Genomic DNA, 25587 nt, shown 5'->3' on the forward strand with positions numbered 1-25587 from the left:
ACCGGGAGCCGGACCCGGAAAGCAACGGCCGGACGGGCCCTAAGGTAGCGGGCATGACAGGCGTAGTCGGAGAGCTCGTGGGCGGCCGGTACCGGCTGGTCGAAGCGGTCGGCCAGGGCGGCATGGGGCGGGTGTGGCGGGGCCACGACGAAGTGCTGGACCGCGTCGTCGCGGTCAAGGAGGTGCTGCTGGGCGCGGCCGGGAGCCCCGAGCTGCGGGCCGAACTGATCGCCCGCACCGAACGGGAGGCGCGCGCCGCGGCCCGGCTCCGGCACCCGGGCATCGTCACGGTGCACGACGTGGTGCAGCACGGCGGTGTCCCGTGGATCGTCATGGAGTTCGTCGAGGGCCCCTCGCTCGCCCGGCTGATCAAGGCCGAAGGACGGCTCGGCTGGGAGCGGGTCGCGGAGATCGGCGCCGAGATCGCGGCCGCCCTCGCCCACGCGCACGCCGCCGGCGTGGTGCACCGCGACCTCAAGCCCGACAACGTGCTGGTGGCGGGGGACCGGCTGGTCATCACCGACTTCGGCATCGCCCGACTCCTCGACACCACCCAGCACCTGACGGGTACCAACACCCTCATCGGCACCCCGCAGTACATGGCCCCGGAACAGCTGGAGGGCCGGCGCATCGACGCCCGGGCCGACCTGTGGGCGCTCGGCGTCACCCTGTACGCCGCCGTCGAGGGGCGCCCACCGTTCGACGGGGCGACCCTGACCGCGGTCATCACCGCCGTGCTCACCCAGCCCGTGCCGGCCGCACCGCAGGCCGGTCCGCTGGGCCCGGTGCTCGCCGAACTCCTCGCCAAGGACGCGGCGTTGCGCCCCGAAGCGCAGACCGTGGCGCTGCGCCTGCGGGCGATACGCTCCGGCGCACCCGCCGCACCGACGGGTACGCCCCCGCTGCGCCCGGACTTCGCTGCGCTGCCGACGCGGACGGCCACCGTCCCGTCCGCCGTGCCCGGCCCCGCTCCCGCCACCGCCCCGTCTCCCGCCCCGTCTCCCGCCCCGGTGGCCGACGCGTCCGGACGGCGGCCGGGCCGGCGCGGCGTCCTGCTCGGCGGCCTGGCCGGCGTCGCCGTCCTGTCGGGAGCGGGCTTCCTGCTCGCCCGGGGCTCCGGCGAGGGCGACAAGGCCGCGTCCGTGCCGTCGTGGACCACGCTCACCGGCGCGACCGGCCGCGTGATGTCGCTCGCGTACAGCCGCGACGGACGGTTCCTGGCCGGGGGCTGCGCGGACGGCACCGTCCGGATCTGGGACACCGCCACCCGGGCCGTCACCGCCACCCTCACCACCCGGCTCGACGAGGTGCGCAGCCTGGCGTTCGGCGCGGACCACGTCCTCCTCACCGGAGAGGGCTTCAAACAGGGCGACATCCAGCTCTGGGACGCCTCGACCGGTGCCAACACCGCCACCTTCCCCTCGGTGGTGGGGAGCTTCGAGGCCCTGAGCGCGGACGGCCGGACGGTCGCCACCTACATCGACGACCAGCTCATGCTGACCGACACCTTCACCCACGCGCTCAAGGCCGCCGTCACCGTCAAGGCGGCGTCGGTGACGTCGGTGGCGTTCAGCCCGGACGGCACGTCCGTCGCCCTCGGCGGCGAGGACAAGGGCCTGCGGCTGTGGACCCCGAACCCCGGTGCCAAGCCCGTCCTCCTGGCGAACCTCGACGGCGGGGTGAACTCGGTGGTGTTCACCCCGGACGGGAAGTCGGTGCTCTCCGGCAACAGCGGCAAGGACGGACTCCGGACGACTGACCCGAGCGCTCCCACCACCACGGTCCTCGGCGGCGGCAGCGTCGCCCGCGTCGTACCGAGCCCGGACGGCGCCACCATCGCCACCGTCGACTTCCAGGCCAAGCTCCAGCTGTGGTCCGCCGCGACCCGCGCCGTCACCGACACCCTGGCCCTGTCGAAGCGGGACGGCATCTTCATGTCCGTCCCCCCGAAGGCGGCGTTCAGCCCGGACGGCCGCACCCTCGCGGTCGGCGACGGCGACGACAACACGGTGCGCCTCTACGCGCTGCCCCTGCCGACCCCGCACGGGTAGCGGTCACCCGAGCGAGGCCGGGGCCCGGAGCGGGAACAACAGCCTGACCGAAGCCTCACCCGGCGACATTCGTCCAAGACGGGCAGGCGCGGTGGCGAGCACGCTCGTTCGTGCACCCGACCGGAGAGGACCGTTCGCGATGACCGACCCGTACATCGAGGCCGTCGAACTAGCCGCTGCCATCCGGCGGAAGGAGGTGAGTCCGGTCGAGGTGGCCGACGGCTACCTCGCGCGGATGGACGAGCTGGACCCTGAGCTGAACGCCTTCTGCCACCGGGACGACGAGGCCGTCCGCAAGGCCGCCGCGGCGGCCGCCGATGCCGTGGCGCGCGCCGCCTCCGCCGACGAGCTGCCGCCGTTCCTGGGCGTGCCGCTGCCCGTCAAGGACCTGCTGGACGTGGCAGGTTGGCCCACCACGTACGGATCCGCCGGAGCCGGGCGGGCCCCGGCGACGGCGTCGGACCCGGTGGTGCGGCGGTTCGTCGACGCGGGGTTCGTGCTGCTCGGCAAGACGACCACCTCGGAGTTCGGTGCGGTGCCCTTCACCGAGAGCGAGACGCTGGGCATCTCGCGCAACCCGTGGGCGCCGGACCGTACGCCGGGCGGTTCGTCGAGCGGGGCGGGCGTGGCGGTCGCGGCCGGGATGGCGCCGATCGCGCATGCCGAGGACGGGGGAGGGTCGATCCGAATTCCGGCTTCCTGCAACGGACTCGTCGGCCTCAAGTCGACCAGGGGCCGGATCAGCGGCGCGAGCGTCCTGGTGGAGGGGCTGGCCACCAGCGGGGTGGTGACCCGCTCGGTGGCCGACACCGCGGCCGCCCTCGACGTGCTCGCCCGGCACGACCCGGCCACCTGGTGGTCGCAGCCGACCCCGGCCACCTCCTTCGCGGCCCTGGCCGCGGCCGAGCCGCCCGCCGGCCTGCGGATCGGCGTGCTCACCGACTCCCCGGTCGAGGGGATCCCCGTCGACCCGGCCTGCACGGCGGCCGTCGACCTCGCCCTGCGGGCCCTCGAAGGAGCCGGCCACCACGTGGTCGACAGCCGCCTGCCGCTGCCCCCGACCGAGGAGCTGGTCGCGGCCTTCACCGCGATCTGGAACACCGCCGCCGCCCATGTCCCGCTCGCCCACCCGGACCGGATCGAGCCGCACAACCGCGTCCTGCGCGAGGCCGCCCGGTCGGTCGACTCCTGGACCTACGCGCAGGCGGTGCAGCGGACCCAGCGGCTCTCCCGCCGGATCGTGGAGGGCTTCGTGGCCGGGTTCGACCTGCTCGTGACGCCCACGATGGCCTGCCTCCCGCCTCCGGTCGGCGGCTTTGGGACGGGCACCGAGGAGAATCCGCTGCGGCCGCTGCTGAACAGCTACCCGATGGGCGTGTTCACCTCGGTCTTCAACGTGACCGGCCAGCCCGCGATCTCCGTCCCCCTGCACCACGACGAGGCGACCGGCCTGCCCGTGGGCGTCCAGCTGGTGGCCGCCCCGTGGCGCGAGGACCTGCTGCTCCAGGCGGCCCGCACCCTCGAACTCGCCCACCCGTGGGTCGGCCGCCGTCCGTCGGTGCGGGCGCGGTGACTCGTCTCCGACGTGGCGTCAGACGATGTCGGTGATCTTTCCGTCCAGCGTCGCGCGGATCTGCTTGTTGGCGCGGGTGCCGTCGACGTTGACGATGATCTGGACGGTCTTCGAGAACGGCAGGTTGCGCTGGATGATGGCTCCGCCGGCCTTGCCGCCCTCGACATTCGCCGCGGCGGTCGCCCCGGCGAGCACCTTGGCGACCGCCTCGGGCTTGACCTCGGTGCTGTCGAAGAGGTTCTCCTTGAGGGCGGCGCCGGGGTCGGCGCCGCCGGTGGTGCTGAGCTTGACGGGCCGCGGCTCCTCGACGCCCCCGCCGCGGTAGGTGAACTCGTTGACCTCGGTGGGCTTCGCGGGGTCTGCGGCCTCGACCGAGACGAAGTCCGGGAACACCTGGATCTTGAGGACCTTCATCGGCGACGCGCCCACCTTCTTGGCCAGCGCCTGGAAGGCCTGGTCGATGGCCGGTGCGGTGAACAGGTCCGCCTTGGCCGAGGCGCTCGCGGAGGCCTTGGCGCTCGCGGGAGCCGCGGCGCTCGCGGGAGCCGCGGCGCTTGCGGCGGCCGTGGTGGTCGCGGCGGCGGTCGGGTTCGTCGCGGAGCCGGCGGCCGAGCAGCCGGAGAGCGTCACGGCGACGGCAAGGGAGAGCGTGAGGGTGGCAATGCTGGAACGGCGGGGCATGTGAGCGTTCTCCAGTGAATGAAATGAGTAGTGCCGACCGGCCGGAGGGGAGTCGGATGTACCGCTCCGTCGGCGGCCTCGATGGACGGGTCGGTCATCGAGAACGGTCCTCTCCGGTCGGATGCACGGACGAGCGTGCTCGCCACCGCGCCTCCCCGTCTTGGACGAATGTCGCGTAGCCTGCGGCCATGCAATCCACCGCGGCGCTCTGGGACGTCGCCATCCCGTCCGTGCCCGGCCCGCTGCGCGGGGTCAGCATGGCCGGATTCACCGACCACGCCGCCTCCCCGGTCGACCTGGACATGGTCCCCTTCCCGGCCGTCACCGTGGCCCTCGACTTCGGCGACGGGATCCTCGCCGTCGAGGACAGCGCCGGTGGACGGCGGCACGGCACCGCGGTCGTCGGCCTCGGCGCCGGCGGCGTCCGCACGCACAACCGGGGCATCGAGTGCCTCCAGATCCGGCTGTCGCCGCTGGTCGCCCACGCCGTGCTCGGCTCACCGGCCGAACTCGTCTCCCTGGACGACCTCTGGGGACGCGAGGCCACCCGCATCCGGGAACAGCTGCGCGACGCGGCGTCCTGGGACGACCGCTTCGCGCTGGCGGCCGCCGCGCTCGCCCGACGGTACGAAGCAGGCCGCCAGGTCGACCCCGAACTCCGCTTCGCCTGGGGGAAGTTGGTGAGCACCACCGGCGCGGTCCGGATCGAGGAGCTGGCCGCCGAGACCGGCTGGAGCCGCAAGCGCCTCTGGTCACGCTTCCGCACCCAGCTCGGCCTCACCCCCAAGCGGGCCGCCCAGCTCATCCGCTTCGACCACGCCGCCCACCGCCTGGCGGCCGGCCAACGCCCCAGCCAGGTCGCCGCCGAGTCCGGCTACGCCGACCAGTCCCACCTGAACCGCGACACCGCCACCTTCGCCGGGACGACCCCGACGGCCGTCGCGGAGGCCGCCTGGCTCACCGTCGACGAGATCGCGTGGGCCCGCCCGGCCTATCTCCAACCGGGGAGGTCGTGACAGCCATCGGCTGCCGTCCGAGGCGCGACCCCCAAGCCGGTGAACCTCCTCGGTCACCGCACTGGCCGAGCGAGGCCAGGGCCTGGGCGGCCGCGCGGGCCATCCGTTCGTCGTGGCGGGCGCTCGCGCCGCGCAGGCGGGTGGCGGCCTCGACGGCGGCGAGGGCGAGCAGGCCGGGGAGCAGGTCGGTGCTGCGGGCGGCGAGCCAGCGGGTGCCCCGGGTGGCCATCCACCAGAGGTCGGCGGCGCGGCCGGGCGGGGGTTCGGCCGGGCTCGCGGTGGGCGGCGGGCCGAGGGGGTGCCCGGCGTCGGCGAGCAGCTGGTGGAAGTGGCGGGCGATCAGGTGGTGGCCCTCGGCGCTGGGGTGGAGGCGGTCGACGCTGAGGAGCCGGCGTTCGGCGAGCCAGGGCAGGTCGACGAGGTGCAGGTGGATCGCCCGGTGGCGCTCGGTGAGGGCGTGCACCACCGTGTTGACCGCCCGCATCCGCCGGGCCAGCGGCCGGGCGAGGGCGGCCGGGAGGCCGAGCAGGGTGCCCGGGTCGGGGAGGCAGGCGGTGAGCAACCGGGCGCCGTGGCCGGACAGTTCGCCCAGGACGGCGTCCAGCTCCAGGGTGCTGCGCCGGATGTCGAAGCCGGCCCGCAGGGTGTCGTTGCCGCCTACCATCACGGCCGCCAGCTGTGGACGCAGGGCCAGCGCCGCCGGCAGCTGACGGACCGTCAGATCAGTGGTGAGGGCGCCGCTGGCGGCCAGGTTGGTGAACTCCACCGCCCGCCCGTCGGCGGCCAGCGCGGGTGCCAGGACGGCGGCCCAGCCGCGCCAGCCGTCGCCGACCGGGTCCCCGACGCCCTCCGTCAGGGAGTCGCCGAGTGCGACGAAGCGCCGCAGCTCGCCGGCCGGTCGGCGGTCGTGGCCGCCCGCGCGGCGGTCGTCGTCCGCCGCGCGGTCACACCCGGTGTCGAGCGCGCTCATCGCGGCAACCCCCCTCCGCCGCCCGGTGGTTCGGTGCCCGGCGATCCGGCGCCCGGTGCGCGGCCAGGAAGGCCTCGACCGCCGCCGGCCAGCCGTACCGCTCCGCCTGCTCCCGGGTCGCCGCCCGCCGCCCCGGCTCCGGCCGCGCCAGCAACTCCCGTACGGCGCGCGCGAATTCCTCCCCGGTGTCGGCGGCCGCGAGCCCGGCGGGCCCGACCAGTGCGGGCAGCGCCGAGGAGCGGCTGACCACCACCGGTGTGCCGCAGGCCAGCGCCTCCATCGCCGCCAGCCCGAAGGTCTCCACCGGGCCGGGCGCGAGCACCGCGTCCGCACAGCCCAACAGCCTTGCCAGCTCCGCCCGTTCGCCCAGGTGCCCGAGGAAGCGGACCGGCAGCCGCAACCGGGCGGCCCGCGCCGCCAGCCGGGCCCGCAGCGGCCCGGTGCCCGCCACCACCAGCACGGCGGGCACCCGCCGGGCCCGCAGCGCGGCCAGCGCCTCGATCGCCCGCTCGGGCCGCTTCTCCGCCGACAGCCGCGAGCACAGCACCAGCAGCACCTCGCCCGGCCGCGCGTACCGGGCCCGCTCGGCGGCCCGGGCGGCGGGCGGCAGCGGCCGCATCGCCTCCAGGTCCACCCCGAGCGGGGCCCGGACGAGGTTCGGCACCCCGAGCCGGCGGAACTCCGCCGCCGCCCAGTCGGTGGTGCAGAGCACCGCGTCGTACGCCCGCGCCGTGGCCGCGTTGAGCCGGTCGGCGGCCGCGCCGGCCAGCCCGGGCGGCACGCCCCAGGTGCGCAGCACCCCGGCGGCGCTCTCGTGCGAGACCATCACCGAGTGCACACCGTGCCGCCGGGCCCAGTCGCCGGTCCAGCGCAGCGTGGTGCGGTCGGAGACCTCCAGCCGGTCGGGGGAGAGCCGGGTCAGCTCGGCCGCGACGGCCCGCCGGTCGGCGAGCAACCGGTAGCCGCCGCTGCCGGGCAGCACCGGCCCGGGCAGGGTGACCACCAGGCCCTGCTCGGTCCGCTCCTCGCCGCGCCGCTTCCCGGGCACGATCAGCACCGGCCGGTGCCCGGCCGCCCGGTACCCGGCGCCGAGGTGGCGCAGCGCGGTGCGCAGGCCGCCGGAGACGGGGGTGACGAAGTTCGCGAGCCGCACGATGGTCAGCGGCCCGCCCGGCGCATCGGGCTGCGTGTTCATGCGGGCAGCTCCTCCGGCAGGGCCGGCAGCGCCGGCGCGTCGGCCGCCGGGGGCGCGGGCGGCAGCGGCAGTCCCCGGTGCTCGGCGATCACCTCGGCGTAGTGCCGCAGCAGCAGGTCGCCGACCGCCTCCCAGGTGCGGGCGGCCACCTCGGCCCGCCCGGCGCGCCCGTAGGCGGCGCGCCGCACCGGGTCGGCGGCGAGCTCGGCGACCGCCCGGGCGACGGCGGCGCCGTCCCGCGGCGGTACCAGCAGGCCGGTGCGGCGGTGCGCGACCAGGTCGAGCGGGCCGCCGGCGGCCGGGCCGATCACCGCGACCCCGCTGGCCATCGCCTCCTGGATGGTCTGGCAGAAGGTCTCCAGCGGGCCGGTGTGCACGAAGACGTCCAGGGCGGCGAAACATCGCGCCAGCTCCTCGCCGGTGCGTCTGCCCAGGAACACCGCGCCCGGCATGGCGGCCTTCAGCGCGGGCGCGGACGGCCCGTCGCCGATCACCACCACCCGCACCCCGGGCAGCGCCGAGGCGGCCGCCAGCAGGTCGACCCGCTTCTCCGGCGCCAGCCGCCCGACGTACCCGACCAGCACCTCCCCGCCCGGGGCCAGCGCCCGGTGCAGCGCCTCGTCCCGGTGCCCGGGGTGGAAGCGCACCGAGTCCACCCCGCGCGGCCACAGCCGCACCCGGGGCACCCCGTGCGCGGTCAGGTCCTGCACGGCCGGGGTGGACGGCGCCAGCGTCCGGGCGGCGGCCGCGTGCACGGCCCGGATCCGCCGCCACGCGGCGGCCTCGCCGAGCCCCCGCCCGGCCCGGTAGGCGTGCGCGTACCCGGCCAGGTCGGTCTGGTAGACGGCCACCGCCGGCACCCCGAGCCGGGCCGCGACCTGCACGCCGCGCGCGCCGAGCACGAACGGGCTGGCCAGGTGCACGACGTCCGGCCGGTGCGCGGCGACCGCGGCCGCCAGCCGCCGGCTCGGCAGGGCGATCCGCACCTGCGGGTACCCGGGCAGCGGCATCGACGGGATGTGCACCACGGGGATCTCGGCCGCCTCGGCGCCGCCGCCGAAGCTCTGCGGCGGGCACTGGGCGCCCCGCGCGGGGGCGGGGGTGACGACGAGGGGCTGGTGGCCCCGGCGGACCAGGTGCTCGGCCGTCCGCAGCACGCTGTGGGCGACTCCGTTGACCTCGGGCGGGAAGGATTCCGTGACGATGGCGACGCGCATGCCGCAGTTCTGTCCAGGCCCGGCGTGCACCCGGCCAAAGGGATCTGTCGTACAAGCGAACGCGCGTCGGCGATTTGCACCGGGGCCCGCCCGCCCCGTGTCCGGCGACGGCCCGTCAGGCACTCGCGGCGCAGCCGGGGCGGGCCGGTCGCCGTGTCAGTGCGCGGGGCGGGTGGGGGCGGCGGGGCCGCCGTGGATCGGGTCGACCGGGTTCTCGACGTCGCGGGGCGGTGTCGGCTCCGGTGAAGGGGGCGCGGTCGGTGACGGGGGAGCGGGCGTGCGGGTCGCGGCCGGGGGCGTGCTGGCCGGGGCCGGACGGGGAGGTGCGGGGGTGGCCGGGGCCGGGGCGGCGGGGACGGCCGGCGAAGCGGGCGTCGCGGCGGTGCCCGGGGTCGTCGGGTCCGCGGTCGGGATCGCGGGCGGTGCCGTGACGGTGGGCGGGCCGGAGGGCTGCTCGGTGCCGCTCTTGTCCGAGTCGCAGGCCGAGGCGGTTCCGAGTGCGGCGAGGACGAGGACGGCGATCCCCACGGCGCTGGGTCGGTACATGGAGCGGAGTCTCCCGGGTTCGGCGGACGGTGTGGCCATGAGACGGCGGCGGCGCCCGTCCGGTTCCGGGGGTGCGCGGCGGCCCCGCCGGCCAGGGGTGGCCGGCGGGGCCGGGTGAGAGTCGCGGGCGGTCAGCCGGTGATCTTCCACAGACCGCGCCCGTGGGTGGCGGCCATCAGGTAGCCGCCGTCCGGGGAGACGGTCAGGTCGGACACCGAGGCGTTCGGCAGGCCGGCCCCGAGGCGGTTCCAGCCGCCGGTGCCGGTGGCGGTGAACACGCCGACGTCGCCGCCGACGACGACCTGGCCCTTCCAGATCTTCACCACGCTGAACGGGGCGTCCGGCAGGTTGCCGCTGATGTCCGTCCAGTGCGCGCCGCCGTCCCGGGACTCGAAGACGTGGCCGGTGCCGGCGCCGTCGATCCAGTGGCGGCTGTACGAGCCGTAGACCGCGTAGACGTGGCCGGCGTCGGCCGGGTCGACGGTCAGGCCGGTGACGAAGCGGTTCGGCAGTTCGGGGGCGCTGATCCGGTGCCAGGCGCCGCCGTAGTTGGTGTCGATGCCCGAGGTGAACGGCGTGGCCGCGCCCGGGTTGCAGCCGTTGCCGGTGCCGCACCAGCCGACGTAGGTGGTGGCGCCGGAGACGGCGACGGCGGTGGAGGCGTTGCCCGCGCCGAGGTCGCGGACGGCCTTCCAGTCGCAGACCTGCTGCCAGCAGGTGGTGTCCCAGCCCTTGCCCTGGTTGTCCCAGACGTAGCGGCCGCCGGCGACCCAGTGGTTCGCGTCGGCGGGGTCGGCGGAGAACGGCGCGTTGAAGCGGCCGTCGGTCTCGCACGGGCTGGTCTTGTTCTGCTTGCAGTTGGGCGTCGCGTAGTACCAGCTGTGGCCGCCGTCGTCGGACTTGGCCATCGCGAGGTTGGTGTACTCGGCGACCACGCGGTTGCCGTTCTTCGGGTCGACGACGACGTCGAAGCCGTCGCCGCCCTTGGGCTCGGCCATGTGGTCGCCGCCCGGGGTGAGGACGGAGTAGCCGTTGTCCTGCAGGCCGCCCCAGGCGATGTCGCCCTTGCCGTCCGGTGAGGCGCCGAGGCCGCCGTAGAAGTACTGCAGGGTGCGCAGGGTCGCGTTGCGGTCGGTCCACTTCACGACCTTGCGCAGCGCGGCCGGGCGGGACCACACGCCGCCGTCGTTGCCGAAGTACGCCGTGCCGTCCGATGCGACGACGGCGGCGTGCTGGTCGGGGTGGGTGGTGTCCGGGCAGGTGTTCTTGGCCGGGTCGTCGTCGTAGCAGGGCAGGTCGAAGTTCCAGTACGGCCCGATGGTGTCCCAGCTCTTGCCGCCGTCGGAGGTCTCGTAGATGTCCTCGAGGCCGAGGTAGACGTGGTTCGGGTCGGCCGGGTCGACGGTCACGTACTGGTCGTACCAGGCCTGGGCGCCCGGGGTGCCGGCGCGGCCGCCGGAGGCCTTGAGCTTGGCGGCGTCGGCGAGCTTCGTCCACGGCCCGTTGACGTCACCGGAGTCGGTGGAGTAGACACCGCCGAGGCTCACGCTGGTCGGGTCCTCGACGACGGCGTAGAGCTTGCGGCCGTCCGGGGTCCAGTCGAAGGTGGTGCGGCCGAAGCGGCCCGGGTCCAGGTCGCCGGTGGGCGTGGCCTTGGCCCAGGTGGCGCCGGCGTCGTTGGAGACGTAGAAGCCGTTGTACTGCAGGTCGTCGGCCTTGGTGCCGCCGCGCCAGCCCAGGGCGGCGACGACCGTCTGGCCGTGGCTGCCGGGCCGCACGCGCACGTCGGTCACGAACGACGTGCGGTAGGGCGAGCCGGTCGGGTTCGGGTCCGGCTTGAGGACCGTCTGCCACGGGCTGCGGATCTGCTTCGACGGGTGCTTCAGCAGGCCCTGGTTGGTGGCGACGTAGACCTGGTTGTTCTCGGCGAAGGAGATCCGGAACACCATGCTGTTGGCGACCCGGTTGCCGACCGGCTGGAAGGTCTGCCCGTGGTCGGTGGAGCGGTAGATGCCGCCGCCCGCGATGCCGTCCGCGTTGCTGTTCGCCTCGCCGGTGCCGACCCACAGCGAGTGGTCGGCCGGGTTGACCGCGACCGCGCCGATGGAGAGCGTGTCCTGCTGGTCGAACACCGGCGTCCAGTGGGCGCCCTGGTCGGTCGAACGCCACACGCCGCCGCCGGCGGCACCGGCGTACAGGTACTGGCCGTCCACCGCGAGCGAGGTGATCCGGCCGGACGCGACGCCGTGGCCGGCCATGTGCGGGCCGAGCTCGTACGAGTGGTCCGCGGTGTTGTACGGCGCGCTGGACAGCTCGCTCCACCGACCGCCGCTGGTGGCAAGGCCGTTGGCGCTCTGGCGGCCGGCGGCGAAGGCCTCCGAACTGACCGTCGTGCCGGGGGCGGTGCGGACGGCGCTGTACGCGGCGTCGGCGGCCAGGATGTCGGCGCTCTCGCCGCCGCCCTCACCGCCGTCCTCGTCCCCGAACGCCTCGGGGCCGAACGGCGGCAGAGCCGGACCATCGGCGGCGACGGTGCCGGGAGCCGGGTCCGCCGGTGCGGCCTGACCGGGTATCGCGGTGAACAGCAGCAGAGCGGGCAGGGCCGCGCTCAGGGCAACGCGGGTCGCGCGGCGCCTGGCTGAACTCATCGGGGACTCCTCACGGATGACGCAGAGTGCGGCCCCGAACCTGCCGTGTTCGATCATTTCCGGGAAGAGTTGTGGAGCAGAGTTTGCAGATGCGTTAGACATCGGATGCGAACGACGCGCGAACGTGCTCATGTGTCCGCGAAAGTCCGGACGGTGCAGGCTTATTCAGTTCTTCTGAACCGATTTCACAGAATTGGGCTTCACGGTTCCGTGCAAGGGTGAGCCACGGCATGGGACTCCTTGGGGCCGGGCGAATTCGTCGAACCCGAAGAACGTCCGGGCGCTCACCGCGCGGACAGATCGGCTCCCGTAGCCCACCAGCCCACCAGCCCACCAGCCCACCAGGGCGACGGGCGGCTGCCCTTCCGCGCCGACCAGCGGTCCGACATGCTCACGGCCTTCCGCCGCGACCCGGCCTCCGGGTACCGGGTGCCCGCCCGAGACCGCTGGTGATCACCGAGTCGACGTCGGAGCTGCCGGTCGGTCGCTCGGCGACCGACCGGCAGGCGTGGCTCAGAGCGCCGACATGCTCGACCGGACCTTGCCGCGCGCGGTGTCGGCGTCGTCGGCGCGCAGGGCCAGTTCGGCGAGTGCGCGGCACTGCGCGAGGGTGTGGGCGGCCAGCGCCGCCCGGACCTCGGGGAGCGAGGCGGGCGCGGCGGAGAGGCTGGTGATGCCGAGGCCGACCAGGACCAGGGCGAGTGCCGGGTCGCCGGCGGCCTCGCCGCAGACGCCGATCGGACGGCCCTGTCCGGCCGCCGAGGCGGCGGCGGTGGCGACCAGTTCGAGCAGGGCGGGCTGCCACGGGTCGAGCAGCTCGGCGAGGGTGCCGAGCGTGCGGTCGGCCGCGAAGGCGTACTGGGCCAGGTCGTTGGTGCCGACGCTGAAGAAGTCGCAGGATTCGGCCAGCCGGTCGGTCCGCAGGGCGGCCGCCGGGACCTCGATCATCGCGCCGGCGGTCGGCAGGCCGTGCGCGCGGACCCGGGCGGCGAATTCGGTGGCCTCGCGGGGGACCGACACCATCGGGGCCATGACCCAGACCTGCGCGGTGCTGTCCCGGGCGGCCTCGGCGATCGCGGCGAGCTGGGTCTCCAGCAGCTGCGGATCGCGGGCGGCCGTGCGCAGGCCGCGGACGCCGAGGGCCGGGTTCTGTTCGTCGGCGGCCGTGGCGAAGGGCAGCGGTTTGTCGGCGCCCGCGTCGAGGGTGCGGACGACCACCCGGCGGCCGGGGAAGGCCGCGAAGACCTGCCGGTAGGCGGCGGCCTGTTCGGCGAGGCCCGGGGCCTCGGCGCGGTCCAGGAAGAGGAACTCGGTGCGGAACAGGCCCACGCCCTCGGCGTCGGCGGCGGCCGCGCCGGGCAGCTCGTGCGGGGCACCGAGGTTGACCAGCAGCGCGACCGGGTGGCCGTCCGCGGTCCGGCCCGGCCCCCGGAATCCGGCCAGCAGTTCGCGGCGGCGGTGCTCGCACGCGGCGGCCCGCTCGACCGCTTCCGGAGCCGGGTCGGGCTCGACCAGCCCGTCCGAGCCGTGAACCAGGACCAGTCGGCCGTCCGTCAGTTCCGCGGCGCCGGTGCAGCCGACCACGGCGGGTACGCCGAGTGCCTTGGCGAGGATGGCCGTGTGACTGGTCGGGCCGCCGCGGACGGTGACGAGGGCCAGGACCCGCTCGGGGTCGAGCAGTGCGGTGTCGGCGGGTGCCAGGTCGTCGGCGATCAGGACGTACGGATGCCCGGGGTCGGGCAGGCCGGGCACGGGCAGGCCGAGCAGTTGGGCCACCGCGCGGTCGCGCAGGTCGGCCAGGTCGGGGGCGCGTTCCGCGAAGTAGCCGCCGGCGGCGACCAGTTCGGCGCGGAAGCCGTCGAAGGCGGTGGTCAGCGCGTGGGCGCCGTCGGTGCCCTGCGCGGCGAGCTCGGCGGCCCGGTCGGCCAGGACGGGGTCGGCGGCCATCATGGCCTGGGCCGCGAGCACCTCGGAGCCGGTGCCGCTCGTACGGGCGGCGCGCTCCGCCAGGCCGGTGACGACCGCGCCAAGGGCGGCGCGGACCGCGGCCGCCTCGGCGGTCGGGTCGGTGACCGCCCGCGGTGCGGGCAGCGGGGCCGGGGGAGCCATGCGGGCGACCGGGCCCGCCGCGCTGCCGGTGCCTACGCCGATCCCGCGCATCAGGTCGGTCATGCCGCTGCGTCGAGGTCGGAGGCGAGCAGGTCGGCGAGCGCCTTGAGGGCGTCCTCGGCTCCGTCGCCGGAGGCGGTGAGCTCCAGGACCTCGCCTCGGCGGGCGGCCAGGGCGAGGACGGACAGCAGGCTGCGGGCGTCGACCGGCGTCTGGCCGGGGCGGCCGACGGTGACCTTCACCGGCTGTCGGGCGGAGGCCTGGACGAACAGTGCCGCCGGGCGGGCGTGCAGACCGCTGCTGGAGCCGATGGTGACCTGGATCGAGTGCATGGGAGTCCTTGGGGAGGAGAAGGGAGAGGAGTGGGGGCGCCGACCCGGGTGGGAACCGGGCCGGCCGGGGAGTGGGCCACTGCGGTCGCCTGGTCCTCGCGGTACGGGGGCAGTCGCGAGGATCGGGCAGCCTGTGGTTTCACGCCCGTTAGAGCGTTGTTTCGGTTGGTTCTACGCCCGGGTGCGTGGGGATGTCAACACGTTCGGGCGTACTTCACGGCGCGCACGAGAGATGGACGAGAGATGGACAAGAGGGGGGACGAGCGGGAGGGCGAGCGGGAGGGCGAGCTCTTGCTTTTCCGTCCGAAGCGCGTATGGTCGGGCTTCACCAGGCGTAAACGGACATGAAACGGACCCAATCCCACATGTACGCTCCCGAGCGGCAGCAACAGATCCTCCACCTGGCCCAGGAGCAGGGTCGGGTGGACGTGCAGACGCTGGCCGAGGACTTCGGCGTCACGCAGGAGACCATCCGGCGTGACCTGAGCGCCCTCGACCGGGCCGGCCTGCTGCACCGGGTGCACGGCGGCGCGCTGCCCGCCGGCGCACTGCACCTGGAACCGGGCCTGGCCGAACGGGACTCCACTGCCGCGGCCGAGAAGGAACGCATCGCCCGGGCCGCCCTGGGCCTGCTGCCCAGCGAGGGCAGCGTGATCCTCGACGCCGGGACGACCGTCTCCCGGCTGGCCGGCCTGCTGCCCGTGGACTGCGCCCTCACCGTCGTCACCAACGCCCTCCCCGTCGCGGCCCGGCTGGCCGACCACCCCGCGCTCGCCCTCCACCTGGTCGGCGGGCGGCTGCGCCACCGCACCCAGGCGGCCGTCGACGCCTGGGCGCTGCGCGACCTGGCCGACATCCACGCGGACGTCGCGGTGGTCGCCACCAACGGCTTCTCCCCGGAGGGCGGCCTGTCGACGCCGGACCTCGCCGAGGCCGCCGTCAAGAAGGCCATGCTCGCCGGTGCGCGCCGAGTCGTCCTGGTGGCCGACTCCTCCAAGTACGGCGCCCGCCACTTCGCCCGGTTCGGCTCGCTGGACCAGGTCGACGTCCTGGTCACGGACACCGGACTGACCGACGAGCAGGCCGCCGAGATCGAGAACCACGGACCGGAAGTCATCCGCGCATGATCGTCACCATCACCCCCAACCCCAGCCTCGACCGCACCTACGAGCTGGGAACGCTCGCCCGCGGCGAGGTCAACCGCGCCGCACGCGACCGGCTCGACCCCGGCGGCAAGGGCGTCAACGTCTCCCGCGCGCTCACCGCCGCGGGCCACCGCACCACGGCCGTCCTGCCGCTCGGCGGGCTGTCCGGAGAGCTGCTCTCCGACCTGCTGCGCCGCCAGGGGATCGACGTCGCGGCGGTCGCCATCGCGGGCGACACCCGGATCAACGTCTCGATCGCCGAGGACGGCGGCAGCCTCACGAAGATCAACGCGGTGGGCCCCGAGCTCAGCGCCGCCGAGTCGGCCGCGCTGCTGGCCCTCGTCCGCGACACCCAGGGGAGCGGGCAGGGCACCGGCAACGGCGTCGACTGGCTGGCCTGCTGCGGCAGCCTGCCGCGCGGCTTGGAGCCCGAGTGGTACGCCGAGCTGGTCGCCCAGGTGCACTCGGGCGGCGCCCGGATCGCCCTCGACACCTCCGGCGCCGCGCTGCTCGCCGCGCTCGCGGCCCGCCCCGACGTGGTCAAGCCCAACCGGGAGGAACTCGCCGAGGCCGTGGGCCGCCCGGTCGCCACCGTGGGCGACGCCGTGGCCGCGGCCGGGGAACTGCGCGAGCGCGGCGCCCAGCAGGTCCTCGCCAGCCTCGGTGCGGACGGGATGCTGCTGATCGCCGAGGAGGGCAGCTGGTACGGCGGCGCACCGGTCGCCGTCGTCCGCAGCGACGTGGGAGCGGGCGACGCCTCGCTCGCGGGCTTCCTCGGCGCCGGCGGCACCGGCCCCGGGGCGCTGGCGGCGGCCCTGGCGCACGGCGCCGCCGCCGTGCAACTGCCGGGGAGCGCCATGCCGACCCCGGCGGATCTGAACCCGGCCGCCGTGGTCGTGACGGCGGACATCCCGCTCGAACGACCGCTCGGCGGTTGAGATCGGCCTCCTGCCGGAGGCACCCCGCCCGACCGTGTGGGACGGAACGGCGGCCATTCCCGGGGGCACGGGAACACTGTCAGGCACCAGTCGAAGGACCGACACGATGAACGACACCAGCGGACTGATCACACCCGCACTCGTTGATCTCCACCTCGCCCCCGCGGACAAGGGCGAAGCCCTCCGCTCGCTCGCCCAGCGGCTGGTCGCCGAGGACCGGGTGACCGACCTCGACGGCTTCCTCTCCGACGTGGCCGCCCGCGAGGCCCAGGCCCCGACCGGGATGGGGGACGGGATCGCCATCCCGCACTGCAGATCGGCCCACGTCACACGGCCGAGCCTGGCCTTCGGCCGCAGCACCAGGGGCGTGGACTTCGACGCCCCGGACGGCCGGCCCGCCGACCTGATCTTCATGATCGCGGCACCGGCCGGCGCGGACGACGCCCACCTGCGGATCCTCGCCGCGCTGGCCCGACGGCTGATGGACCCCGAGTTCACCGGCGCCCTGCGCGATGCCGGGAGCCCGGGCGCGGTCGCGGCCCTGGTCAACGGCGAGGAGGAAGCGGGCGTCGCTCCCGAGCCGGGCGTCGCTCCCGAGCCGGGCGTCGCTCCCGAGCCGGGCGTCGCTCCTGAGCCGGGCGTCGCGCCTGAGCCGGGCGTCGCTCCCGAAACGGTCGCTGCCGCGGAGACGGCCGGCAGCGGGCTGCGGCTGGTCGCGGTGACCTCCTGCCCGACCGGCATCGCCCACACCTACATGGCTGCCAAGGCCCTCGAACTGGCCGCCGCCCGGGCGGGCGCCCGGATCCAGGTCGAGACCCAGGGCTCGGCCGGGACGACGGTGCTGGCCCCCGAGGTGATCGCGGCCGCCGACGCGGTGATCCTCGCCCACGACGTCGAGGTCCGGGACCGCGCCCGCTTCGCCGGAAAGCCCACCGTGGACGTCGGTGTGAAGGCCGCCGTCAACCGCGCCGACGACCTGATCGCGCAGGCCGCCGCGCTGGTCGCCGACGCCGGCAGCGGGGCGCTCGCCGCCGCCCCGGCCGCTGCGGCGAGCGCGCCGGCGGGCGGGCACTGGGCCGAGCGGCTGCGCAAGTACCTGATGACGGGCGTCAGTTACATGATCCCGTTCGTCGCGGCGGGCGGTCTGCTGATCGCCCTCGCCTTCGCCATCGGCGGGTACCGGATCGCCTCCGCGCCGTCCGTGCTGGGCCACTTCGACTGGACGTCCTCGCACAGCTGGGCGGCGATGCTGTTCCAGACCGGCAAGACCTCCTTCGGCTTCCTGGTCCCGATCCTCTCCGGGTACATCGCCTGGGCGATCGCCGACCGGGCGGCACTGGCCGCCGGTATCGCGGGCGGCGCCGTCTCGGTGGCGGTCGGCGCGGGCTTCCTCGGCGGCATCGTGTCGGGCCTGGCCGCGGGCTTCCTGGTGCTGTGGATGATCCGCTGGAACGTGCCGCGCGCGATCCGGGGCATCATGCCGGTCGTGGTGATCCCGCTGCTGTCGGTGGCGGCGGTCGGCTTCCTGATGTTCGTGCTGGTCGGCTCGCCGATCGCCTCGGCGATGCGCGGCCTGACCGACTGGCTGAACGGCCTCTCCGGCTCCAACGCGATCCTGCTCGGCCTGCTGCTCGGCGCGATGATGGCCTTCGACATGGGCGGTCCGCTCAACAAGGTCGCCTACACGTTCGCGGCCGGCGCGCTCACCACGGCGGGCGCCACCCCGGACGCCGGCAGCCTCAAGGTGATGGCCGCGGTGATGGCCGCCGGGATGACCCCGCCGCTGGGCATGGCTCTGGCCACCGTCGTCCGGCGCCGGCTGTTCACCCCCGAGGAGCGGGAGAACGGCAAGGCGGCCTGGGTGCTCGGGGCCTCGTTCATCACCGAGGGGGCGATCCCGTTCGCGGCGGCGGACCCGCTGCGGGTCATCCCGGCGAACATCGTCGGCAGCATGACGGCCGGCGGGCTGGTGATGGCCTTCGGCTCCACCCTGCGCGCGCCGCACGGCGGGATCTGGGTGCTCCCGCTGATCGGCAGCCCGTTCCTGTACCTGGTCGCGGTCGTGGCGGGCACGGTGGTCACCACGGCGGTCGTCGTCCTGCTCAAGGGGCTGCGGAAGGGCACCGCCGCGGCCGATGCGGACTCCGTCGTCGACGGGAAGGTGCTGGTCGGCGCCTGAGCGGTGGCGACGCGGGCGGGGTGGTTCACCCCACCCCGCCCGCGACCGTGCACCGCGCGGTCAGGCCGATCCGGCCGTCTCCTTGAGCTCGGCGTACGGGGCGAGCTTGCGGATCGACTCGATGCTCTTCAGGCAGTCGTCCTTGCTCTCCTGCGGGTCACCGGTGACCACGATCGTCCCGTTGCTCGCCTTGAGCCGGAACCGGTGCATCCCGGTCTCGTCCGTGTACAGCTCGAATTTCCCAGCCATGCCGAAACAGCCTCTCGCTCGGGTAACCCCCTCGCACTGCACCGTAGGTCCAACTTCCTTGCTCCGCGCGCCAGATGATCCATCCGGGTCATCGAGCCCCTGCCGTCTGGCCCGTTCGGGTCAGCTGGCGGGTGATCGGCGGTGGCTGGGGCCGCCGGTCAGCCGATGCCCCCGACGATGCGGAAGTCGCGCTCGAAGCCGGCGGGGAGGGCTGTCAGCGCCTTCTTGTACGCCTCGTTCTCGGATGCCGCGACGGCCTGGTCGAAGCTGTCGCCGAGGGGCCCGGGCGTGGGTGTGCCGGTGGGGCCGCGGATGGCCGCGGCCCCACCGGGTGACGTGGTGGTGGGTCAGGAGACGGTCACGTCGTCGTAGTAGGTGTAGGTCGGGTCACCCGGGTAGTTGTCGTCGTGGTTGCTCAGGGTGAGGGTGTACGAGTGGCCCGGGGTGACGGTCGCGGTCTTGTTGGTCCAGGTCGCGCTGGCGGCGCAGGTCTTGGCGAGGACCGTGGTGGTGGTGCCGGTGGTGTTGTCCTTCAGGGTGGCGGTGGCCCAGTCGTAGGTGACGGTGTCCGGGCAGGTGTTGCTGTACCAGAAGGACAGCTTGCTGGAGCCGGTCGGCGCGGTGAAGGTCTGGGCGAGGGAGGAGTCGCCGCCCGGGCTGGTCGAGCCGACCTGGGCGCCGTAGCTCCCGGTGTGGGCGGCCGACGTGTTCGCCGCGGTCGAGCCGGCGCTGGTCCAGCCGGTCAGGCTGCCGGTCTCGAAGCCGCCGTTGACGACCGCGCTGCCGCCGCCCGAGGTCGAGACCGTCCAGCCGAAGCTGGCCGAGCCGGCCGCGTTGGTGGTGTCCTTCGCGGTGACCGTCACGTTGTAGCTGCCGGCCGTCGAGGCGGTGCCGCTGATCAGGCCGGTGGCGGAGTTGATCGACAGGCCGGTCGGCAGGCCGGTGGCGCTGTACGTCAGGGTCTGGCCGGCGGCGGAGTCGGTGGCGTGGATCTGCAGGGAGGCGGCGCTGCCGGTGGTGGTGCTCTGGCTGCCCGGGTTGGTGACCGTCACCGTGTTGCCGGTGCTGGTGCCGGACCGGAAGGCGCCCAGGCCGCTGGGGGTGCCCAGGCCGGTCGGGCCGTCGTAGCCGGCGCCCGCGGTGCACAGGTAGGACGGGGAGCAGGTGCCGTTCGCACCGCTGGTCACGTCGTTCAGCGAACCCGTGTGCTGGTACGGGTACTTGGACGGGTAGTCGGACGCGCCCGGGGTGCCCGCGTCGGCGTAGACGGCGGCGATCAGCGGCGCGGAGGCGCTGGTGCCGCCGTAGACGGCCCAGCCGCTGCCGCCGTAGGTCTGGTAGACGGCGACGCCGGTGGCCGGGTCGGCGACGGCGGACACGTCGGCGATGGTCCGGTTCGAGCAGCCGCTGTCGGTCTGCCAGCTCGGCTTGGGGTCGTAGGCCGAGCAGCCGGAGCCGGCGCCGTTGCCGCCCGCGCTGGAGCCCCAGACGGTCTCGCCCCAGCCGCGCGCGCTGGAGTCGCGGCTCAGCGAGGTGCCGCCGACGGCGGTGACGTACTGGGAGCCGGCCGGGTACTGGGCGCCGTAGCCGGAGTCGCCCGAGGACACGGTGATGGCGACGCCGGGGTGGTTGAAGTACTGGCTGTCCGAGGTGGTGTCGGTGGAGTCCTCGGCGCCGCCGTAGCTGTTGGAGACGAACTTCGCGCCCTGGGCGACGGCCTGGTTGACGGCGGTGCCGAGGTCGCTCATGGTCGCCGAGGTGGCCTCGACCAGCAGGATGTGGGCGTTCGGCGCGGCGGCGGAGACCATGTCGACGTCGAGCGAGATCTCGCCCGCCCAACCGGTGTCGCCGGCCGGGTAGTTGGTGCCGCCGTTCTGGTCGATCTTCTTGAAGCAGCCGTTCGCGGTGGTGCACGCGGGCAGCCCGTACTGCGCGCGGTAGGTCGCCAGGTCGGACTCCGCGTTGGGGTCGTCGTTGGCGTCGACGATGGCGATGGTCTGCCCGGCGCCGCCGTTGGCCGACAGGCCGTAGGCGCTCTGCAGGTCGCCCGGCCCGTAGCCGGAGGGCGTCGCGTCGGGCGACACGGCGTGGAGGGAGAACGCGTGCGGCTGTACCACGTCGGTGCGCACCAGGGCGTTGCAGGCCATCTGGTGACGGTAGGTCGGCTTGGCGCAGGCGTGCTTCACGCCCGCGCCGGGCGCACTGGCACCCGTGGCGCCGGCGGGCGCCGCGAAGGCGAGGCCGGCGGCGACCACGGCACCGGCGGCGAGCGTCGCGGTGCTCGCGCGGAGTCCACCGTGCCGCAGGACGGAGCGGATGAGCTTGTGCAACGGAGCCCTCCCGTATGGGGGTCGGGCCCCGGGCGTGCGGGCGTGCCGGGGTGAGGCGGCCGCCGGTGTGCAGGCCCGGGGTGAGGGGAGACGCGCACGTGCAGACGGCTGCCTGGGGCTCGGCGCGGGCCGCGGGGCGTCGGCCGGACGGGGCGACGGGGGCCGGGCGGAGTTGGGGTGTCCAGGACATGCCAGGGGTGTGATCCCGAGCCTTGGCGGCTTCAGTGTCAGAAAGGTAGCGAAGCGCGCACCGGCGAACAAGCTTGGTGTCCATGCCATGACCGAGGCTTTGACCGGCATGACCGAGCCTTGACCAGGCGGGACACCGCCACTGGCGCGGTAGCGCCACCCGCCGCGGCGCCCCGGCGGGCCCGCGCCCGGCGGCGGACGCCCCTCTTCTTCCGGTTCCGCGCGGGATGCTAGCGTCCGGGAAGGTCCCACCGGAGACGGCCTCAACTCGGAGTGGCATCATGCGCGTTCTGATCGTCGGCGCCGGTCTGGCCGGCTCCTGCCTGGCCCACGGTCTGCTGCGGCACGGCCATGACGTCCGGCTCTTCGAGCGGGATCCCGCGATCGACGCCCGCGCCCAGGGCTACCGGATCCACATCAACGGCGACGGGGACGCGGCGCTGCGCGCGTGGCTGCCCGCCGCGGTCTACGACGAGGCCGTCGCCACCTCCTGCCGGGCCGGCGGCGGCGTCACCGTGGCCGGGCCCGAGCTGCGGGACTTCGTCGGGATCGAGCTGCCTCCGGACGCCGAAGGCCTGACCGTCGACCGGCTCACGCTGCGTCGGATCATGCTGCGCGGCCTGGCCGGCGCCGTCCGGTTCGGCGCCGGCTTCTCCCGCTACGAGCCGACGGCGGACGGCGCCGTCCGGGTCCACCTGAGCGACGGCAGCACCGCCGAGGGCGATCTGCTGGTCGCCGCGGACGGGGCCAACTCCGGCATCAGGCGCCAACTGCTGCCCGACTTCGCGCTCACCGTCCACGACACCCGGCTGATCTACGGCCGCACGCCGCTGACCGACCGGGCCCGGGAGCTGACCCCGGAGCCGGCGCTCGACGGCTTCCTGGGCATCGCGGGGCCGGACGGCCGCCGGCTCGCGCTGGCCGCGCAGCGGTTCCGGCGCAGCCCGGCCGACTTCGGGTTGCCGCCGGCCGAGGACTACGTGATGTGGAGCGTGGCCGCCCCGGCCGCGGTGTACGGCCCCGCGCTCTTCGGGCTGGGCGCCGCGGAGCTGCTGGCGCTGGCGGCGGACACCCTCGCGGACTGGCACCCTTCGCTCAGCGCCCTGGTCCGGCTGGGGGACCCCCGCTATCCGGTGCCCGCACGCGTCCACTCCTGCGCCCGCCCCGAGCCGTGGCCCGCCGCCCCGGTGACCCTGGTCGGCGACGCGGCGCACCCGATGCCCCCGGTCGGGACCAGCGCGGGGGTCGCGATCCACGACGCGGGCCTGCTCGCCGCCCGGCTGGTCCCGGGCGCGCCCGTGCTCGACGCCGTCCGGGCGTACGAGCGGGACATGCTCGACCACGGCTTCGCCGCGGTCGCCGCCGCCGTCCGCAACCACGGCGGGTAGCGCGAATTCGGCGGTGCAAAACCCGGTGACACCGGTGGGCGGCGCGAGGAGACTGCACAGCGGTGGCCGGGTTCACGGTCCGGACGGTCGAGGGGTGAGAGGCAGCAGCGTGGCACTGGTCAGGAAGGGCTCGCGCCGGATCGTCGTCGACGGTGTCGAGTACCGCTGGCGGATGAGCCGGAAGCACTGGTGCTGCGACTACGAGGGCAGCACCCTGGCCTACCGGGTGGAGGACGCGGCCCGCCCCGGGACGACGCTCGTGGTGGAGACCGGCCGGCCGGCCCCGCTCGAACCGCGCCTGGTGCCGGCCGAGTTGGTCCTGCCGGCCGAGGTCGCCGCGGGCATCCGGGCCGCACGGTCGCGGGGCTGGACGCCGGACCGCCCCGGGGCGCCGTTCGAGCTGCACCTGTCCGCGGCCCGGGACGGCGCCGAAGCGGGCTGACTCCTGGCGGCCCGTCGCCCGTGCCTGAGATCATTCCTCGGCGGCGCGCTGTCGACGTGCCGGGGGGAGGAACCGTGAGGCGGGCGGACCGTGGGGACGCGGAGTTGTGGCGAAGGTGCCGGGAGATCGCGCGAGCGCTGCCGCTGCCGGAGCCGTTCGAGATGCCGGCCCTCGCCGCGAGCCTGGCCCGGACCAGGGGCAGGCCGCTCGAACTGGTGCCGCTGCCGGGGCGCAGCCGGGGGCCGTGCGGGATCCTGGCCAGCACCGACCGGGCCGACTACATCGGGTACCCCTCCGACACCAGCGTGCTGCACCAGCAGCACATCCTGCTCCACGAGGTCGGCCACCTGCTCTGCGGGCACACCGGGGCGAGCGCGCTCGGCTCCGCCGCGTCCGAGGCGCTGATGCCCCACCTGTCGGGCGAGCTGATCCGGCGGGTGCTCGGCCGCTCGGCCTACACCGACCGGCAGGAGCAGGAGGCCGAACTCATCGCCACCCTCGTGCTGCAGCGCGCTCGGCACCGGGCCGGGGCGCCGCGGCCGGGCGCCGGCGACCCCGACGACCGGGTGGCCCGGCTGGGCTCCGTGTTCGGTCCGGCCCCGAGGCACCGTGCGGCGGACCATGGGTGACCGGCTGGCCGACGCGGCCGACTACCTGGCCTGCCTGGTCACCCTCGTCGGAACGGCCGGCAAGGCCTGGTCGGACCGGGGCCGGCGGTCGGATCCGGCGCTCCGCTACGTCTACGTCTGCGGGTTGTGCATGGCCCTGGGCCTGGCGCTCTCGGCCCCGGGGACGTTCGCCGCGGCGGGCCTGCCCGGCGCCCGGTCCTGGCCCTGGCCCTGGCTCGGGGCCGGCTGCCTCCGGCTGGTCGGCGACGAGTTGGAACTGCTCGCGGTCGGCGCCCTGGCCATGGTGGCGTACTCGATCCAGCCGCCGGACGAGGTCCGCGGCGGGGTCCGGGCCGGGATCCGCCGGCAGGCGGCCGTCATGGTCGGCGCCGTCGTGCTGACCTCCGTCGCGTACGTCGCCGCGGACCCCACCCAGGTGGGCAACCGGGTCGTCGTGCACGGCACGGGGCGGTGGCTGATGGTCGGCTACGTCGCCCTGCTGACGGCCCACCTGGTGTGGCGGCTGACCGTGTTCGGCCTGCTGGTCGGCCGCTCCGCCGCCCGGATGCCGCCGGGCGCCCTGCGCTCGGGCGTGCGGATGATGGCCTTCGGCACCGTGATCGGGCTGCTCTGGACCGCCAGCAACATCATCGACGTGGTGGACGTGCTGACCACCGGCGGCGTGATCGGCGGCGAGAGCGCCGCGTCCGCGGTGGTGGCGCTCGCCTGTGTCGTCCTGATGCTGGTGGGGGCGACCGCGCCCGCCTGGGACGGCCGGCTGGCGAACTGGTCGCGGCCGCTGCGCGCCCGGTACGCGTACCACCGGCTGGAACCGCTCTGGTCGGCGCTGCGGGCGACGGTGCCGGCGGTGGAACTGCTGCCGGACACCGCGCGGACGGGCCGGCGCGGGCGGCACGGCACGCAGTTCGCGCTGTACCGCCGGATCATCGAGATCCGTGACGGGCAGCTCGCGCTCCGGCCCTACGTGCACCCGCACGTGCCGTCGTGGGTCGCCGAGTTCACCGCGGACGGCGGTGGCGGGGCGGCGCGCGGGCGCCACCGGGCCGCCGTGACGGTGGAGGCGGCCGGCATCGCCGCCGCCCTGGAGGCGACCGCGGCCGGGCACCGCTACCCGGCCGGACCGTCGGCCGGGTACGTCGCCGCCGAGGGGCAGGTCGGCATCGACGAGGAGGCCGCCTGGCTGGTCGAGGTGGCGGACGCCTTCGCCACCTCCCCGGCGGTGGCCGGCGTCCGCCGCCGGGTGCGCGAGGAGCTGGGCCGTGGCCCCGGATGAGGCGGCGGCGGGGCGGCCCGCTGCCCGGGCCCACCCGCCGGGCCCGGGCCCCGGGGCTAGGGCCTGTCTGACAAATGATCATCTGGCTGGTTCGCGGAGCCAGAGGATCAGGGAAGCCAGGACGACTCCTGCTCGGTAGCGGTCCGCGAGCTTGTCGAACCTCGTGGCGATCGCGCGGAACTGCTTGAGGCGGGCGAAGCATCGTTCGACTACGTTGCGGTCGCGGTAGACCTCCTTGTCGAAGGCGGGCGGGCGACCGCCGAGGGATCCGCGCCGTCGCCGGTTGCCGGCCTGGTCGCGGCGTTCGGGGATCGTGGCGGCGATGCCCCGGCGCCGCAGCAGGTGGCGGATTGCCCGGCTGGAATAGGCCTTGTCGCCCAGCACCCGCAACGGCGTCGTGCGGGGGCGGCCCGGGCCCGAACGGGGGACGCGGATCCCGTCGAGGACCTGGCCGAACGCGGTTGCGTCGTTGACGTTGCCCGGGGTG

20 protein-coding genes and 1 pseudogene are annotated in these 25587 nt (G+C 75.1%); 10 read left to right on the plus strand and 11 right to left on the minus strand.

Translation table 11 applies throughout. The features are described 5' to 3' along the window. The first annotated feature begins 53 nt into the window (after window positions 1–53). Both ACPC54_RS27970 and ACPC54_RS27975 read left to right on the plus strand, forming a co-directional pair. Window positions 54–2051: a WD40 repeat domain-containing serine/threonine protein kinase gene (locus ACPC54_RS27970; RefSeq protein ID WP_498968666.1), complete on the plus strand. Its 1998-nt coding sequence runs from the start codon at window positions 54–56 to the stop codon at window positions 2049–2051. A gap of 139 nt (window positions 2052–2190) precedes the next feature. Continuing rightward, entirely contained in the window at window positions 2191–3624 is a 1434-nt protein-coding gene (locus ACPC54_RS27975) for an amidase (RefSeq protein ID WP_498968667.1), read from the plus strand. Window positions 3625–3642: 18 nt separating this feature from the next. Here the strand turns inward: ACPC54_RS27975 and ACPC54_RS27980 are convergent, their stop codons facing one another. Then, window positions 3643–4305, minus strand: a complete 663-nt coding sequence (locus ACPC54_RS27980; RefSeq protein ID WP_498968668.1) for a hypothetical protein — start codon at window positions 4303–4305, stop codon at window positions 3643–3645. 188 nt (window positions 4306–4493) lie between these two features. Between ACPC54_RS27980 and ACPC54_RS27985 the strand changes: the two genes are divergently transcribed. Continuing rightward, window positions 4494–5321 carry a helix-turn-helix domain-containing protein gene (locus ACPC54_RS27985; RefSeq protein WP_498968669.1) on the plus strand — a complete coding sequence of 276 codons (828 nt, stop codon included), beginning with the start codon at window positions 4494–4496 and terminating at the stop codon, window positions 5319–5321. Here ACPC54_RS27985 and ACPC54_RS27990 read toward each other — a convergent pair. From ACPC54_RS27990 to ACPC54_RS28020, 7 genes are all read right to left on the minus strand, one after another. Further along, entirely contained in the window at window positions 5263–6291 is a 1029-nt protein-coding gene (locus tag ACPC54_RS27990; protein WP_498968671.1) for an SGNH/GDSL hydrolase family protein, read from the minus strand. The two genes, ACPC54_RS27985 and ACPC54_RS27990, sit on opposite strands and share 59 nt — an antisense overlap. Beyond that, a complete protein-coding gene (locus tag ACPC54_RS27995) occupies window positions 6266–7486 on the minus strand; it encodes a glycosyltransferase (RefSeq protein ID WP_498968672.1) in 1221 nt (406 codons plus the stop codon). The genes ACPC54_RS27990 and ACPC54_RS27995 overlap by 26 nt, the downstream gene beginning before the upstream one ends. Beyond that, window positions 7483–8703, minus strand: coding sequence for a glycosyltransferase family 4 protein (locus tag ACPC54_RS28000; RefSeq protein ID WP_498968673.1), 1221 nt, complete (start codon window positions 8701–8703; stop codon window positions 7483–7485). The genes ACPC54_RS27995 and ACPC54_RS28000 overlap by 4 nt, the downstream gene beginning before the upstream one ends. Window positions 8704–8859: 156 nt before the next feature. After that, the gene (locus ACPC54_RS28005) at window positions 8860–9249 is read right to left on the minus strand and encodes a hypothetical protein (protein ID WP_498968674.1); all 390 of its coding nucleotides are present in this window, start codon (window positions 9247–9249) and stop codon (window positions 8860–8862) included. A gap of 131 nt (window positions 9250–9380) precedes the next feature. Continuing rightward, window positions 9381–11897 (minus strand): glycosyl hydrolase, encoded by a 2517-nt coding sequence (locus ACPC54_RS28010; protein WP_498968676.1) that lies wholly within the window; start codon window positions 11895–11897, stop codon window positions 9381–9383. Between the two features lie 513 nt (window positions 11898–12410). Next, window positions 12411–14069 (minus strand): phosphoenolpyruvate--protein phosphotransferase, encoded by a 1659-nt coding sequence (locus ACPC54_RS28015; RefSeq protein WP_498968677.1) that lies wholly within the window; start codon window positions 14067–14069, stop codon window positions 12411–12413. Continuing rightward, complete coding sequence (locus ACPC54_RS28020) at window positions 14066–14338, minus strand: HPr family phosphocarrier protein (protein ID WP_498968679.1); 273 nt, start codon at window positions 14336–14338, stop codon at window positions 14066–14068. Before ACPC54_RS28020 ends, ACPC54_RS28015 begins: the two co-directional genes overlap by 4 nt. A gap of 365 nt (window positions 14339–14703) precedes the next feature. Here ACPC54_RS28020 and ACPC54_RS28025 point away from each other — a divergent pair, with 365 nt between their 5' ends. From ACPC54_RS28025 to ACPC54_RS28035, 3 genes are all read left to right on the plus strand, one after another. After that, a complete protein-coding gene (locus ACPC54_RS28025) occupies window positions 14704–15465 on the plus strand; it encodes a DeoR/GlpR family DNA-binding transcription regulator (RefSeq protein ID WP_498968681.1) in 762 nt (253 codons plus the stop codon). Continuing rightward, on the plus strand, window positions 15462–16421 hold the full coding sequence (gene pfkB / locus ACPC54_RS28030; protein ID WP_498968682.1) for a 1-phosphofructokinase: 960 nt from the start codon (window positions 15462–15464) through the stop codon (window positions 16419–16421). Before ACPC54_RS28025 ends, pfkB begins: the two co-directional genes overlap by 4 nt. Before the next feature lie 106 nt (window positions 16422–16527). Then, window positions 16528–18600, plus strand: a complete 2073-nt coding sequence (locus tag ACPC54_RS28035; protein ID WP_498968684.1) for a fructose-specific PTS transporter subunit EIIC — start codon at window positions 16528–16530, stop codon at window positions 18598–18600. 60 nt (window positions 18601–18660) lie between these two features. On the opposite strand, the gene ACPC54_RS28040 is transcribed toward ACPC54_RS28035, so the two are convergent. Both ACPC54_RS28040 and ACPC54_RS28045 read right to left on the minus strand, forming a co-directional pair. Next, on the minus strand, window positions 18661–18849 hold the full coding sequence (locus ACPC54_RS28040) for a YegP family protein (protein ID WP_498968686.1): 189 nt from the start codon (window positions 18847–18849) through the stop codon (window positions 18661–18663). A 347-nt stretch (window positions 18850–19196) separates the two neighbouring features. After that, on the minus strand, window positions 19197–21179 hold the full coding sequence (locus ACPC54_RS28045) for a putative Ig domain-containing protein (RefSeq protein WP_498968688.1): 1983 nt from the start codon (window positions 21177–21179) through the stop codon (window positions 19197–19199). A 470-nt stretch (window positions 21180–21649) separates the two neighbouring features. On the opposite strand from ACPC54_RS28045, the gene ACPC54_RS28050 reads away from it, so the two are divergent. From ACPC54_RS28050 to ACPC54_RS28065, 4 genes are all read left to right on the plus strand, one after another. Further along, entirely contained in the window at window positions 21650–22756 is a 1107-nt protein-coding gene (locus tag ACPC54_RS28050) for an FAD-dependent oxidoreductase (RefSeq protein WP_498968689.1), read from the plus strand. A gap of 94 nt (window positions 22757–22850) precedes the next feature. After that, on the plus strand, window positions 22851–23198 hold the full coding sequence (locus ACPC54_RS28055; RefSeq protein WP_498968690.1) for a hypothetical protein: 348 nt from the start codon (window positions 22851–22853) through the stop codon (window positions 23196–23198). 161 nt (window positions 23199–23359) lie between these two features. Beyond that, a complete protein-coding gene (locus tag ACPC54_RS28060) occupies window positions 23360–23827 on the plus strand; it encodes an ImmA/IrrE family metallo-endopeptidase (RefSeq protein WP_498968692.1) in 468 nt (155 codons plus the stop codon). Further along, complete coding sequence (locus tag ACPC54_RS28065; protein WP_498968693.1) at window positions 23820–25100, plus strand: MAB_1171c family putative transporter; 1281 nt, start codon at window positions 23820–23822, stop codon at window positions 25098–25100. The genes ACPC54_RS28060 and ACPC54_RS28065 overlap by 8 nt, the downstream gene beginning before the upstream one ends. Window positions 25101–25156: 56 nt before the next feature. Here ACPC54_RS28065 and ACPC54_RS28070 read toward each other — a convergent pair. Beyond that, window positions 25157–25587: pseudogene (locus ACPC54_RS28070) on the minus strand (transposase); the annotation flags it as partial.

This window comes from Kitasatospora sp. NPDC094028, assembly GCF_049543595.1.
GTDB lineage: Bacteria > Actinomycetota > Actinomycetes > Streptomycetales > Streptomycetaceae > Kitasatospora.